Annotated in this window: 13 protein-coding genes and 3 pseudogenes; 8 read left to right on the forward strand and 8 right to left on the reverse strand. The window is 72.4% G+C overall.

What is annotated here, in order from left to right; all coding sequences use genetic code 11:
* Positions 1 to 53: 53 nt before the first annotated feature.
* Positions 54 to 1,796 (forward strand): annotated as a pseudogene (locus tag AC38ZX_RS14270) (beta-galactosidase); the annotation flags it as partial.
* Here AC38ZX_RS14270 and AC38ZX_RS14275 read toward each other — a convergent pair.
* On the reverse strand, positions 1,730 to 1,960 hold the full coding sequence (locus AC38ZX_RS14275; RefSeq protein ID WP_491294945.1) for a hypothetical protein: 231 nt from the start codon (positions 1,958 to 1,960) through the stop codon (positions 1,730 to 1,732). The pseudogene AC38ZX_RS14270 and the gene AC38ZX_RS14275 overlap by 67 nt on opposite strands.
* A gap of 152 nt (positions 1,961 to 2,112) precedes the next feature.
* Here AC38ZX_RS14275 and AC38ZX_RS14280 point away from each other — a divergent pair, with 152 nt between their 5' ends.
* Positions 2,113 to 3,684, forward strand: a complete 1,572-nt coding sequence (locus AC38ZX_RS14280) for a GH39 family glycosyl hydrolase (RefSeq protein WP_491294946.1) — start codon at positions 2,113 to 2,115, stop codon at positions 3,682 to 3,684.
* The gene (locus AC38ZX_RS14285) at positions 3,681 to 4,376 is read left to right on the forward strand and encodes a DUF624 domain-containing protein (protein ID WP_491297540.1); all 696 of its coding nucleotides are present in this window, start codon (positions 3,681 to 3,683) and stop codon (positions 4,374 to 4,376) included. Before AC38ZX_RS14280 ends, AC38ZX_RS14285 begins: the two co-directional genes overlap by 4 nt.
* 80 nt (positions 4,377 to 4,456) lie before the next feature.
* Here the strand turns inward: AC38ZX_RS14285 and AC38ZX_RS14290 are convergent, their stop codons facing one another.
* The 3 genes and pseudogenes from AC38ZX_RS14290 to manD all read right to left on the reverse strand — a co-directional run bounded on the left by AC38ZX_RS14290 (position 4,457) and on the right by manD (position 7,672).
* Entirely contained in the window at positions 4,457 to 5,317 is an 861-nt protein-coding gene (locus tag AC38ZX_RS14290; RefSeq protein ID WP_491294947.1) for a hypothetical protein, read from the reverse strand.
* Entirely contained in the window at positions 5,314 to 6,414 is a 1,101-nt protein-coding gene (locus tag AC38ZX_RS14295; protein WP_491294948.1) for a hypothetical protein, read from the reverse strand. The genes AC38ZX_RS14290 and AC38ZX_RS14295 overlap by 4 nt, the downstream gene beginning before the upstream one ends.
* A gap of 10 nt (positions 6,415 to 6,424) precedes the next feature.
* Positions 6,425 to 7,672: pseudogene (gene manD / locus AC38ZX_RS14300) on the reverse strand (D-mannonate dehydratase ManD).
* 221 nt (positions 7,673 to 7,893) lie between these two features.
* Here manD and AC38ZX_RS14305 point away from each other — a divergent pair.
* The 5 genes and pseudogenes from AC38ZX_RS14305 to AC38ZX_RS14325 all read left to right on the forward strand — a co-directional run bounded on the left by AC38ZX_RS14305 (position 7,894) and on the right by AC38ZX_RS14325 (position 10,667).
* Positions 7,894 to 8,691, forward strand: coding sequence for a LacI family DNA-binding transcriptional regulator (locus AC38ZX_RS14305; protein WP_491294949.1), 798 nt, complete (start codon positions 7,894 to 7,896; stop codon positions 8,689 to 8,691).
* 20 nt (positions 8,692 to 8,711) lie between these two features.
* Positions 8,712 to 8,897, forward strand: coding sequence for a substrate-binding domain-containing protein (locus AC38ZX_RS14310; RefSeq protein ID WP_491294950.1), 186 nt, complete (start codon positions 8,712 to 8,714; stop codon positions 8,895 to 8,897).
* Between the two features lie 110 nt (positions 8,898 to 9,007).
* Positions 9,008 to 9,553: a hypothetical protein gene (locus AC38ZX_RS14315; RefSeq protein ID WP_426592564.1), complete on the forward strand. Its 546-nt coding sequence runs from the start codon at positions 9,008 to 9,010 to the stop codon at positions 9,551 to 9,553.
* A 30-nt stretch (positions 9,554 to 9,583) separates the two neighbouring features.
* Positions 9,584 to 10,063: pseudogene (locus AC38ZX_RS14320) on the forward strand (RNA polymerase sigma factor); the annotation flags it as partial.
* Between the two features lie 82 nt (positions 10,064 to 10,145).
* The gene (locus tag AC38ZX_RS14325; RefSeq protein WP_426592566.1) at positions 10,146 to 10,667 is read left to right on the forward strand and encodes a hypothetical protein; all 522 of its coding nucleotides are present in this window, start codon (positions 10,146 to 10,148) and stop codon (positions 10,665 to 10,667) included.
* Positions 10,668 to 10,713: 46 nt separating this feature from the next.
* On the opposite strand, the gene AC38ZX_RS14330 is transcribed toward AC38ZX_RS14325, so the two are convergent.
* From AC38ZX_RS14330 to AC38ZX_RS14345, 4 genes are all read right to left on the reverse strand, one after another.
* Positions 10,714 to 11,088: a sensor histidine kinase gene (locus AC38ZX_RS14330; protein WP_491294951.1), complete on the reverse strand. Its 375-nt coding sequence runs from the start codon at positions 11,086 to 11,088 to the stop codon at positions 10,714 to 10,716.
* A 246-nt stretch (positions 11,089 to 11,334) separates the two neighbouring features.
* Positions 11,335 to 12,078, reverse strand: a complete 744-nt coding sequence (locus AC38ZX_RS14335) for a HAMP domain-containing protein (RefSeq protein ID WP_491294952.1) — start codon at positions 12,076 to 12,078, stop codon at positions 11,335 to 11,337.
* Positions 12,075 to 12,743 (reverse strand): response regulator transcription factor, encoded by a 669-nt coding sequence (locus AC38ZX_RS14340; protein ID WP_426592568.1) that lies wholly within the window; start codon positions 12,741 to 12,743, stop codon positions 12,075 to 12,077. Before AC38ZX_RS14340 ends, AC38ZX_RS14335 begins: the two co-directional genes overlap by 4 nt.
* Positions 12,737 to 13,195: a hypothetical protein gene (locus AC38ZX_RS14345; RefSeq protein WP_491294953.1), complete on the reverse strand. Its 459-nt coding sequence runs from the start codon at positions 13,193 to 13,195 to the stop codon at positions 12,737 to 12,739. Before AC38ZX_RS14345 ends, AC38ZX_RS14340 begins: the two co-directional genes overlap by 7 nt.
* Between the last annotated feature and the right edge of the window lie 77 nt (positions 13,196 to 13,272).

Below are 13,272 nucleotides of genomic sequence, written 5' to 3' on the forward strand. Positions count from 1 at the left end.
CCCACACCGGCTCGACTGCACCAACGACCGGACGACACGATGCGAGAAGAAGCATGACGATCCACTACGGCGGCGACTACAACCCTGAGCAGTGGCCGCGCGAGATCTGGGACGCCGACTACGCGGCGTTCGACGAGGCGGGCGTGACGACGCTGACGCTCGGCGTCTTCGCCTGGGCACACCTGCAGCCGGCGGAGGGCACGTACGACTTCGCGCTGCTCGACGCCATCGTCGGGCGGGCGACCGCGGAGGGCCGCCGGATCGTGATGGCGACGCCGTCCGGGGCGATGCCGCCCTGGCTGGCCCAGGGCTACCCCGGCGCGTGCCGGGTCGACTTCGAGGGTCGCCGGCACCTCTACGGCCAGCGGCACAACCACTGCCCGTCGTCGCCCGAATTCCGCCGGCTCTCGGTCGAGCTGGCCGGCAGGCTGGCCGCCCGGTACAGCGACAACCCGGCGATCGTGGCGTGGCACGTGGGCAACGAGTACGGGGGCGCCTGCTACTGCGACGCGTGCGCGGAGGCATTCCGGGAGTGGCTGCGCGCCCGGTACACCACGCTCGAGCGGCTGAACGACGCCTGGAACACGCTGTTCTGGTCGCACGTCTTCACGTCGTTCGACCAGATCGTGCCGCCCACCGCGCTGTCCGAGCACTGGCGCGGGCCGGACCACACCGCGTTCCAGGGCATCACGCTCGACTACCGTCGATTCATGTCGGACGCGCTGCTCGGTGGGTTCGTGGCGGAGAAGGCGGCCATCCGGGAGCACGTCGCAGACACGCCCGTCACCACGAACTTCATGGGCCTCTACCAGCCCGTCGACTACCACCGCTGGGCGCAGCACCTCGACCTGGTCTCGTGGGACAACTACCCGCCGCACGACACCCCGCTCCGCACGGCCGCCCGCATGGCGCTCACCCACGACGCGATGCGCGGCCTGCGCGCCGGCGAGCCGTTCTGGGTGATGGAGCAGACGCCGTCCGTGACCGCGAGCCGCGACGTGAACCCCGTCCAGCGCCCGGGTGTCCTCGCCCTGCGGACGTGGCAGTCCGTCGCCCACGGCGCGGACGCGACGCTCTACTTCCAGATGCGCCAGTCGCGCGGCGCCTGCGAGAAGTACCACGGCGCCGTGCTGGACCACTCGGGTCGCACCGACACGCGCGCCTTCCGGGAGGTCGCCTCCCTCGGCGCGGACCTGGCCCGGCTCGGCGACGCGACGATCGGTGCGCGCACACCCGCGCGTGTGGCGCTGCTGCTCGACTGGGACTCCTGGTGGGCGCTCGAGCTGTCCGACGGGCCGAACCGCAACGTGCGCTACGTCGACGTGCTCAGCACGTACTACCGGGCGGTGTGGGCGGCGAACGCGCCCGTCGACGTCGTCCCGGTGACCACGCGTCTCGACGCGTACGACGTCGTGATCGCACCCGCGCTGCACATGGTCAAGGGCGACCTCGCTGCTCGGCTCGACGCGTTCGTGCGCCGCGGCGGCTCGCTCGTCACGAGCTTCCTGTCCGGGCGGGTCGACGAGGACGACAACGCGTTCCTCGGCCACGGCGTGCTCGACGGCCTGCTCGGGCTGCGGGTCGAGGAGACCGACGCGCAGCCACCCGAGGTCGCGAACCCCGTCGAGCTCGTGCTCGACGGCCGGACGACCCTGCACGACGGGCGCCACGTCTTCGAGGTGCTCGTGCCCGACGACGCGTCCGCGGTCGGGCGGTACACCGGGGACTTCTACGCGGGGACCGCGGCCGTCACGCGAGCCGTCCGCGGCTCGGGCGATGCCTGGTACGTCGCCACCTCGCTCGACGACGCCGCCGTGGCGAGCATCATGACCTCGGTGCTCGAGCAGCACGGGCTGCTCGGCCCCCATGCCGACGTCGAGGGCCTCGAGATCACCGAGCGTGTGAGCCCGACCGGCGAGCGGATCCAGTTCGTGCTGAACCACGGCACGACCCCTGCCACGGTGAGCTCGCGCAGGTCGCGGGCACGGACGCACTCACCGGGCTCGTCGTGCGCCGCGGCGATCTGCTCACCCTGGCGCCCGCCCAGGTGCTCGTGCTGCGCCCCTGAGCCGTCCGACCCGCCCGACCGTCCGTCCCCACGTCTGGAGAAACATGAGCCGCGTCGTCGTCCCCGCCCAGCCGATCGGTCCGATGCCCGAGGCGTGGCGCGCCTGTGTGGGCACCGGCCGCCTGAACCTCGCGCTGCGCTCGGACTACCGCGACTCCCTCGCGCTGACCCAGCGCGCGATCGGGTTCCGGCACATCCGCGGGCACGGCCTGCTCAGCGACGACATGGGGGTGCTGCGCCAGTCGCAGGGTGTCACGCGGTACGCCTTCTCCTACGTCGACCAGGTGCACGACGCGTTCCTCGGCCTGGGGATCAAGCCGTTCGTCGAGCTCGGCTTCATGCCGAGCGCGCTGGCGTCCGGCGACCAGACCGTCTTCTGGTGGAAGGGCAACGTCACGCCGCCGCGCGACTACCGCGAGTGGACCGACCTCGTGCAGGCGTTCCTGCGGCACTCGATCGAGCGGTACGGGCTCGCCGAGGTGGCGTCCTGGCCGGTCGAGGTGTGGAACGAACCGAACCTCGTCGACTTCTGGCAGGGCGCCGACCAGGCCGAGTACTTCCGGCTGTACGAGGAGACGGCGCGTGCGGTCAAGGACGTCGACGCGTCGCTGCAGGTGGGCGGTCCGGCGATCTCCCCCGGTGCCGACGAGTGGTTCGCTCCGTTCGCGGAGTTCGTCGCGAGCCGGGACGTCCCGATCGACTTCGTCAGCCGGCACGCCTACTCGACGGGTCCCGCGCAGCACATCCCGTTCGGGGTGTACCAGACGCTCCTGACCCCGCAGGCTCTGCTCGACCAGTTCGACGCGCCGCGGCGCGAGCTCGCGGGCACGGGTCTGGCGGGACTGCCGGTGCACATCACGGAGTTCAACACGAGCTACCGCCCGGACAACCCGATCCACGACACCGCCTACAACGCGGCTTACCTCGCGCCCGTGCTCGCGGGCGGCGGCGACCTCGTCGACTCCTTCTCCTACTGGACGTTCTGCGACGTCTTCGAGGAGCAGGACGTCCCGACGTCGCTGTTCCACGGCGGCTTCGGCCTGCTGACGCACCGGCAGGTGCCCAAGCCGACGTTCCACCTCTACGCGTTCATGGCCCGCATGGGTGCGCAGGTGCTCGCGCGCGGGGAGGACCACCTGGTCTGCGCGGACGACGACGGCCGGGTGACGGTGCTCGCGTGGCAGCCGGTCCGCGGCACGCAGGGCGATGCGGCCGCGTCGAGCCACGAGGTCCGGCTCTCGCTGCCGGTGGCCGGTCAGGGGACGGCGTTCGTGACGCGGGAGCGCGTCAACGACCAGGACGGCAACGCGTTCGCCGCGTGGCGCGAGCTCGGCCGTCCGATGTCGCCCACCGAGCGCGAGCTCGACCTGCTGCGCGACCTCGCGCGGCCCGCCGTCTCGCACGCCGCGCTGCCCGTCGTCGACGGCCGCGTCGACCTCGACCTCACGCTCGCCCGCCACGAGGTCACGTTCGTCGAGGTGCGGCCTGTGAGGTCGACGGTGCACGACGGCCTCGACGACCGGCGGCTGCTCGGCGCCGACGACGACCGGCTCGTCGCCGAGGCTCCCGGCGCAGGCCGCGCCGCGCGACTCGTGCGCGGTACGGAGGGACGATGAGTGCCGTGACCCGCGACGAGGAGCGGTACTCGGAGGTCGGTCCCGGGCCGCTGTCGCGGTGGTCGGCAACTGTGTACTGGGTGCTGGTGATCGAGGCCCTCGTCGTGCTCACGTCCCTGCCGGGACTCGTCGGACTGCTGTTCCTGGGCGGCTCCGCCTCGAACGTGCCTCTCGTCATGCTGTGCCTGCTGCCGGTCGGCCCGTCGCTCGCGGCCGCCGTGTTCGCGTGGCGCGACTTCCTCGCGCAGGGTCGAACCGGTCGTGACCTGACGCCCGCGCGCCACTTCCTGCGCGGGTACCGGCTCAACTGGCTCGACGTGCTGCGGTGGTGGGTGCCGACGCTCGTCGTGCTCGCGATCCTCGCGGTGAACGCCGTGCACGCCGGAGGGGTGTTCGCGACGGCCGCGCTCGTCCTCGGTGTCGCGCTGCTGACGTGGGCCGGCAACGCGCTCGTGCTGTCCGCCGTGTTCGCGTTCCGCACCCGCGACGTCGCGCGTCTGGCGGCGTACTACCTCGCAGCGAAGCCGGTCGCGGGGCTCGGGGTGCTCGCGCTGCTCGTCGTCGCCGGGGGCCTGGCCGTGCTGACCAGCGACTGGCTCGTGGTCCTGCTGGCATCCCTGCTCGTGCTGCTGCTGGTCCGGAACGCGCAGCCCGTGATCGCCGACGCGACCGACCGGTTCACGACGAACTGATCCGGCGTGCACCGACGTAGCACCCGCCGCCCCCATGTGGGGTTCCCGCGGCGGCGGGTACCACGTCAGCCGTGCGAGCGTCAGAAGATCCGGCGCCCGCGACCGTCCGGCACACCAGACGAGCGCCGGAAGTAGGTGTTGACCTGGTCGCGCCACTCGTGCGCGCAGCGGACCTGTTCGGCCAGCCGGTCGGCGACGCGCGCGTAGAGCGCCTCGGGGACGCGCCCCTCGACCGCGGTCCAGGTCTTCGCGAAGTCCTCGGTGCGCGCGGCACCGGCGAAGTGCGTGTCGTAGATGTGCTGGATCACCGTCGTGCCGTCGTGCAGCACGTGCCGGTACGGCACGTGGTGGAAGAACAGCAGGGCTTCGTCGGGCACGGTGTCCAGCGACTCGTACAGGTCCGACCACGGCCCCGGATACTGGCCCGTGTAGCCCGTGCCCGTCGCGCGCGTGCGGTCGACGCCCACGCCGTCGCGGTCCGCGAAGTGGTACGTCCCCCACGGCGTGTACTCGTAGCCGTTGACGTCGGGCCCGTAGTGGTGACCCGGCCGGACCATGAAGCCGACGCCCAGCGGCGCCGTGTACTGCTCGTAGGTGCGCCACGAGTCGTCGAGGATCGCGTGCAGCGAGTCGCGGACGACAGGATCGACGGGAGTACCGTCCGGGCCTGAGAACGTGAGGCCGATCCACTCGTCGAGGATCGCCGCCACGTCGGCGTCCGGGGCCCACGCGAGGCGCGCGAACGTGTAGAGGTTGGCCTGGGCCAGCGGATGCCCCGTCCAGAACTCGTCGGAGCCGACGTTCGACACGGCGACCAGTCCCCCCGCGATCTCGGCGACCGTCGGGCCGCCCGGCCCCAGCAGCCGGAACGAGAGGATCTGCGCCCACTGCGGGCCGAGCCACACCGCGTGCTGCTGCTGGCCTGTGTACTCCTGCGTCACCTGGCTTCGAGCGCCAGCCGGGTCCGGCCCATCGCGGCGATCACGGGCGAGACCGGCTCACGCGTCTGGAAGTCCATCGGGCCGTACTTGACCTGCACGACCACGTTGGCGTCGAACCTGCCGTCGAGCGGTGCGAAGTGCTCGTGCGCGGCTCGTGCGCGGTCCGTCGAGCGGTCGCGCCAGTCCTGCGTGTGGTTGTAGACGAACGCGCGCCAGAACACCTTCCCGCCGAACGGAGCCAGCGCACGGGCGAGCATGTTCGCGCCGTCGGCGTGGTCACGCCCGTACACGAACGGGCCCGGCTGGCCCTCCGAGTCGGCCTTGACGACGAAGCCGCCGAAGTCCGGGACGGCCCGGTAGACATCCGCCGCGCGGGCCGACCACCACGCCTGGACAGTGGGGTCGAGGGGGTCGGACGACGGCAGACCGCCGAGCGTCATCGGCGCCGCGAAGCTCACCGACAGGTAGACCCGGATGCCGTGCGGGCGGAACACCTCGGCGAGGCGGACCACGTCCGGCAGGCGGTCCGTGAGCAGGCGCGCCTCGGTGCGGTGCACGTTGACGTTGTTGAGGCCGACCGCGTTGATCCCGACCGAGCCGAGCAGCCGGGCGTACTCCTGGGCGCGCGACAGGTCGTCGCGCAGGCATCCGGCGTCGTAGAAGATCGAACCGCCCGAGTACCCGCGCTCGACCTGGCCCATCGCGTCGTGCACGTCGACGTTGTCCCAGTGGTCGAGCATGCGGATGCGCTGAGCCGGCCGCTGCCGCTCGACGCCGTCCGGGCCGTCGAAAGCGTCCTCGCCGCCACGCACGACGTGGTGCAGGCCGTGGAGCAGCGCGGCCGAGGAGCCCGCGGCGACCCGCGTGGCGCCGTCGGCGCGATCGACGACGTACTCGCCTTCCTCGAGCCCCACGTCGACCGTCAGCAGGAGATCGTGCCCGGCGGACGTCGCGCCCTCGTCGAACCGGCCGCCCCACCGGGTGGTCGCGCGCCGCAGCTCGTCACGGACGGTGTCGACGACGACGTCCTCGGTGCCTGCGGCGAGGAGCACGCGGCGCGACCCGACGGCGCGGAACGCCGCGTCGGGCAGCCACATCGGGTGAGCGTCACCAGTCATGGACGGTGCCGTCCTTGAGCCGGTTGAACGGCAGGTAGGCCTGCTGGTACGGGTATCGCTGCGCGGCGGCGTCGTCGTAGGAGACGCCCAGGCCCGGCTCGTCACCCGGATGCAGGTAGCCGTCGGTGAACGTGAAGCTCTGCCGGAACACCTCGTTGGTCAGCGGCCCGTGCTGCATGTACTCCTGGATGCCGAAGTTGTGGATCGCCAGATCGAGGTGCAGCGCGGCGGCCATGCCGACCGGGGAGATGTCGGTCGGACCGTGGATGCCGGACTTCACCTGGTACTGGGCGGCGAAGTCGAGGATCTTGCGCAGCGCCGTGATCCCGCCCGTGTGCGTCACCGCCGAGCGCACGTAGTCGATGAGCTGCTCGCGGATCAGCGTCTGGTAGTCCCAGACGGTGTTGAAGACCTCGCCGATCGCCAGAGGCGTCGTCGTGTGGTGCCGGACGAGGCGCAGCGCCTCCTGGTCCTCGGCGGGGGTGCAGTCCTCGAGCCAGAACAGGTCGTACGGCTCGAGGTCCTTGCCGAGCCGGGCGGCCTGGATCGGTGTCATGCGGTGGTGCCCGTCGTGCAGCAGCGGGAACTCGGGGCCGAACTCGTTGCGGACCGCCTCGAAGACGGTCGGGACGTGCCGCAGGTACGCGCGGGTGTCCCAGTCCTCCTCGGGCGGCAGCGCGACGCGCTGGGCAGGCTCGTAGTCGTACCGGTCGCCCGTGCTCGTCCCCTGGGCGGCGATGCCGTAGACCTTCTCGATCCCGGGGATCGCGGTCTGCACGCGGATCGAGCGGAAGCCGAGCCTCCAGGTGGTGGCGGATGGAGTCGAACAGCTCGGGCAGGTCGCGACCGCTCGCGTGGCCGTAGGCCATGATCCCGTTGCGGCTCGCCCCGCCGAGCAGCTGATAGAGAGGCATCCCGGCGAGCCTCGCCTTGATGTCCCACAACGCGACGTCGACCGCCGCGATCGCGGCCATGGTCACCGGGCCGCGGCGCCAGTACGCCGAGCGGTACAGGAACTGCCAGGTGTCCTCGATGCGGTGTGCGTCGCGGCCGAGCAGCAGCGGGACGACATGGTCCTGCAGGTAGCTCGCGACGGCGCCTCGCGCCCGTTGAGCGTGGCGTCACCGAGGCCGACGACCCCGTCGGCAGTCGTCAGGCGCAACGTGACGAAGTTGCGGTCGGGGCTCGTGACGAGCACCTCGGCGCGGACGACAGCCGTACCGGCTGCGGCCGTCACGCCCCCGGCGACGGACGCTCCGGTCAGGTCGGGATGGGGCCTGGTTCTGGTCTCGCTCACGTGCGGTTCACTCCCTTGCGTGCGGCATCCTCGCCGCGGTGTCGTGCCACCGAGGCTAGACGCTCGGGCGGGATCAGGCAATCGATTGCCAAGAGTTGCCAAAACATGCCCCGGACGTGCAGGATGAGGCCGTCCAGCAGGTCGATGTGGCAGGAGTGGTCATGGCCGAGCGCGCCCCGACGCTTCGCGACGTCGCGGAGCTCAGCGGCGTCGCGATCTCCACGGCATCCCGTGCGCTCACCAAGCCCGGCAGGGTCAGCCCGGTCACCGCCGACCGGGTGCTCGCCGCGGCACGGCACCTCGGGTATTCCGTGAGCGCCGCCGGCCGCGCGCTGTCGTCGGGCCGCACCGGGACCGTCGCGCTCGTCGTCCCGGACATCGCGAACCCGTTCTTCTTCGGCATCGTCCGCGGGACGCAGGCGCGGCTGCGGGAGGGCGGGTACGTGCACGTCCTGGTCGACACCGAGGAGTCGGTGGAGGCCGAGGAGCGCGCGCTGCGCTCGCTGCGCCGATCGGTCGACGGCATGATCCTCGCCGCCTCCCGCCTCGACGACGAGAGCCTCGCCCAGTGGTCGCGCGAGATCCTCCTGGTCACGATCAACCGGAGCTCGCCCGACATCGACGCGCCCAGCGTCACGATCGACACGCCCGGCGGTGCCGTGCAGGGCCTGGAGCACCTCGCGTCGCTCGGGCACCGTCGCATCGCCTACGCCGGCGGTCCCCGCACCTCGTGGTCGGACGGGCACCGGCGCTCCGCGCTCGCCGCCGCCTCCGCGCGGCTCGGCGTCGAGGTCGTCGGGCTCGGGCCCTACGCTCCGCAGCGTGAGGCCGGCGCCGCGGCCGCGGACGCCACGATCGCGTCGGGCGCCACGGGCGTCCTCGCGTTCAACGACCTGCTCGCTTTCGGCATCCTCGAACGGCTCGCATCCCGGGGCGTCGACGTTCCCGGTCAGGCCTGAGCGTCGTCGGGTGCGACGACGTGTTCGGGGCCGATCTCGTACGGCCCGCCCTGACGACGGTCGTCGCGCCGATGGAGAAGGCCGGCCACCACGCGGCGGACCTGCTGCTCGCCGCACTCGACCCGGTGAACCCTCGTACGGGCGCACCCGTCGAGCTGCCGACCCACCTCGTCGTCCGCGACTCGTCGGGCCCCGCACCGCACTGATGCCCGCGTCCCGCGGACAGGACGCGTCGACCGCACGCAGGTGACGTCGTGACGTCGCGCCTCTCGTGCGTCAGGTTCCCCCGCCACGCACGGCAGGGCACGATGCGCGGATGGGGACGACGAGCACGTCGCGGGTTCGCTGGCTGCGCTACGGCGCCGTGGTCGCCTTCGCGACCGGGTTCGGCTACGTCGAGGCCGCGGTGGTCCACTACCTCCGCCTCGCGTTGGGCTCGCAGCTCGTCTACGACGCGCCCGTGCGACGGGTCTACCTGGACCTGGTGGTGATCAGGTTCGTCGATCCGGTCCACACGTTGCTCATCCGGTCGGACCTGGCCCGTGCAGAGACGGCGCGAGAGGTCGCGACGATCCTCATGCTCGCCGGGGTCGCGGTGCTGGCGGGGCGCCGCTTCTGGCACGGTGTGGCTGCGTTCTTCGTCGCGTTCGCCGTCTGGGACCTCACCTACTACCTCTTCCTGCGGGTGCTGACGGGATGGCCGGCGAGCCTGGCGGACACCGACGTGTTCTTCCTCATCCCGGTGCCGTGGCTGGGGCCGGTCGCCACGGCCGTGGTGGCGTCGACGGTGGTGCTCGTGGTCTCGTCGTGGCGGTACCTGCGACCGGAGGAGTGGGCGGGCCCGCCGGCGGGCCGGATGTAACGTTGAAGCCCCGGGCGACCAAGAAGAGTCATGACCACTCCCGCGCATCCAGACGTCGGTTCGATCGCGACCGACCCCGACGCCTTCGAGGTGTTCTACCGCGAGCACCTGGAGACGGTGCAGCGGTTCGTCGCACGCAGGGTCGCTGATCCGCACCTCGCGGCGGACCTGACCGCCGAGGTCTTCCTTGCGGCGGTCGACTCCGCCTCCTCCTACCGCCCCGATCGCGGCGCGCCTGCCGCCTGGCTCGTGGGCGTCGCCCGCCACGTCCTCTCGACCGAGTTCCGCCACCAGTCACGGGACCGTGCCGTCCTGCGCCGCATCTCGGGCCGGCGGCTGCTCGACCCTGACTCGCTGTCCCGCATCGAGGAACGGATCGACGCCGAGCGCGAGGCCCGTGAGCTCTACGACGCGCTGGCGTCCCTCCCCCCACGCGACCGGGCCCTCATGGAACTGATCGCGCTCGACGGACTCTCGGTCGTCGAAGCCGCCGCGGTGCTCGGAGTGGCGCCGGGCACCGCACGGGTCCGGCTCCACCGCAGTCGCGCCCGGGTCCAGTCACAGCTCAGACCACGCACCCTGGAGGTCCTCGATGAGTCTCGACACCTTCGAGCAGTCCCTGCTCACCGAGCTGCGACAGCACGTGGCCGCGCACCGGCCCGATCGCCGTCGCCAGACGGTCGCCCGCCTTGCCTGGGGTGGGCTCGCCGCCGCGGGTGCCGCCGCCGCGGTCGTCGGCATCGTCGGGGCCTCCGTCTTCGGACCGAGCCCCGCGTACGCCGTCGAGTCGCAGGCCAACGGTGACGTCGTCGTCACCGTGCACGACCTGGCGGATGCCCATGGACTGGAACAGGCGCTCGCGGTCAAGGGAGTGCGCGCCGATGTCACCTACGTGCCCAGCTTCGCGCAGGACGGGGGCCAGTCGCGGGCGACCTCGGGCGACGGCACCGCCGCCTGCGACATCGCGCTCGTGAAGGTCGACGGCGGGCTTCGGTTCACCCTCGGAGCCGGCCCGATCGGCACAGGCGCGACGCTCGACATCGTCACGAGCGGCTCGGGTCCCGCGGACGTCGGTTCGCCGGTGGCGGTGACCTGGTCGGGCGGGACGTGCTGACGCGCGCAGGGCGCCGCGTCCGCATGGATCCCTCCACGCTGGTGAATCAGGCCCCCGGGGTCTTGTCCCCGTCCGGCGCCGGGCGGACCGGGGGGATGCGCATGGTCAGCGTGGACCCGGCCGGGGAGGACGCGACCTCGACGCTCCCCCCGTGCTGCGTCGCCACCTGGTGAACGATGGCGAGCCCGAGTCCGGACCCCGGCTTCGAGCGCGCGGCCGGCGAGCGGTAGAACCGTTCGAACACGTGCGGCACGTCGTCGGCGTCGATGCCCGGCCCCCGGTCGATGACGTCGACGCGTCCGTCGCGGACGCGGACGGTGACGACGGCGTCCGGCGGGCTCCACGCGATCGCGTTGTCCACGAGGTTCGACACCGCACGGTGCAACGCCTCCTCGTCGCCGTCGACCACGGCCGCCTGCACGTCGAGCTCGATCGGCCGCGTGTCGGGGCGGTCGGCGTGGCGGGCGGCGACCGCGAGGGCGATGTCGTCCAGACGTACGGGGTGTCGGGGTGCAGCCGACTGGCCGTAGCGAGCGAGCGCGACGAGATCGGCGACGGCTCGTCGGCTGGTCGACCTGCCGGCGGGCGTGCGCCACGAGATGAGGGGCGTTCGGGTCGCTCAGTGCGGGCGCCTCGGCGAGCAGGTCGAGGTTGATGCGCAGGCTCGTCAACGGGGTCCGCAGCTCGTGCGACGCGTCGGCGACGACTGACGTTGCGCGCTGACGGACTGCTCGAGGCTCGCGAGCATCGAGTTGATCGTCGTCGTGAGCCGGCCGACCTCGTCCGGCTCGGTGACCTCGATCCGGCGTGCGAGGTCGCCGGTGCTGGTGATGCGCTCCGCGGTGCGCGTCAGTCGCGCGACGGGAGCCAACGCGCGGCCCGCGATCAGGCGCCCGAGCAGACCGGCGATCAACGCGGTGACCAGGACGAAGGCGAACAGACGCAACGCGAGCTCGCGCTGCGCGGCGGAGCCGGTCGCCCGCGGCCAGACGGCCACCACGAGTCCGCTCGAGGAACCGAACGGCGACAGGTAGACGCGATACCGCTCGCCGTCCACGGTGCGCCACGACGGTGCCGACGGCTGCTGGCGACGCGCGACGTCCACGTCGGCTCCGGTCAGTGGCCCGGCGATCGTCGCGTCGCCGACCGCGCCCGGCGTCGAGATCAGCTGCAACGTCACGTCCCCGATGGTCAGCGGTTCGTCCAGCACCTCGGGCTGCGCATCGGCGTCGGGCCGGCTCTTGATCGATCGCGCCAGCTGGTCGGCCTGCGCGGCGGCAGCGACCAGGTGCGTGTCGGCCCGCGGGACGACCGCTCTCGCGTCGGCGACCAGCAGCGCGCCCGACACGACCAGCGCACTGACGCCTGCAGCGGCCCCGGACAGCATGCCGAGCCGGGTCCGGAGGTTCACGACGCCTCGCGCAGCACGTAGCCCAGCCCTCGCACGGTGTGCAGCACGCGCGGTTCCCCCGCGGACTCGAGCTTGCCGCGCAGGCTGCTGAGGTGGACCCACAGCGTCTGGCGACCGGTGTAGGCGTCGTACCCCCACACGTTCTCGATGATCTGATCCGCCGACAGGACGCGGCCCGGCCTCCGCAGGAAGAGCTCGAGCAGGGCGTACTCCGTGCGGGTCAGCGCCACGGCACGGCCGCCACGGCTCACGGTCGCCGATCCCAGGTCCAGGCTCAGATCGCCCAGCGCGAGGACCTCTCCCCCGCCGCCGCGACGCCTCAGCAACGCCCGGACCCGCGCGCGCAGCTCGTCGAGCGCGAAGGGCTTGACCAGGTAGTCGTCGGCCCCGGCGTCCAGGCCGGCCACACGGTCCTCCACCAGGTCGCGTGCGGTGAGCATGAGGATCGGCGTCTGGTCGCCACCCGCCCGCACGCGCCGGCAGACGTCCAGCCCGTCCATCCCAGGCATCAGGACGTCGAGCACCAGGAGATCCGGGTGCTCCACCATCAGGGCGATCGCTGACGGACCGTCGGGCGCCGCCAGCACGCGGTGCCCGTCACGAGCCAGCGCGTGCTGGAGCGACGCCGCGACATCGGGGTCGTCCTCGGCCACCAGGATCAGCACGAGGTCGATTCTGCGGCACGCACCCCCGGACGACGGATCACCCGACGGACTTCATCGCGTCGATGCCCGCGACCAGCTCGGCGGAGCTTCACCCCGAGCCCCTCGGCGACGGCACCGAACGCGGCGCTGCTCGGGGTGAGACCGCCGCCCGCCTCCGACTGTGCGACGAGCTCGACCAGCGCGGCCCGAGCCGCATCCTGCGAGACGCCCAGCGCCGCGGCCAGCGCGCTCACCGCCGCGGGCTGGGTCAACAGGTCTGCACCGTCGCTCTCGGCGGGACCGTCGTCCTTCGTCGGCCGGTCGGCGCGGTCGGGACGCGCCTCCGCCGACTTCGAGGCGGCGGCGGCCTGGTCCGGGTGGCCGTCGGAGGCTGCGGCACCCGCGGCGACCGACAGGCCGATCGCCACCGCGGCCGCCGCGACGGCCGCCATCTTCTTCGTCGAGACGAACATGTCGGCTCCCACGTCCTGGTGCGGGCAGGTCCCGCGCTCTCGGCGATTCCACCGTGCCGACCTCAGCCCGGGCTCTG

It is taken from the genome of Cellulomonas sp. McL0606, assembly GCF_058248365.1.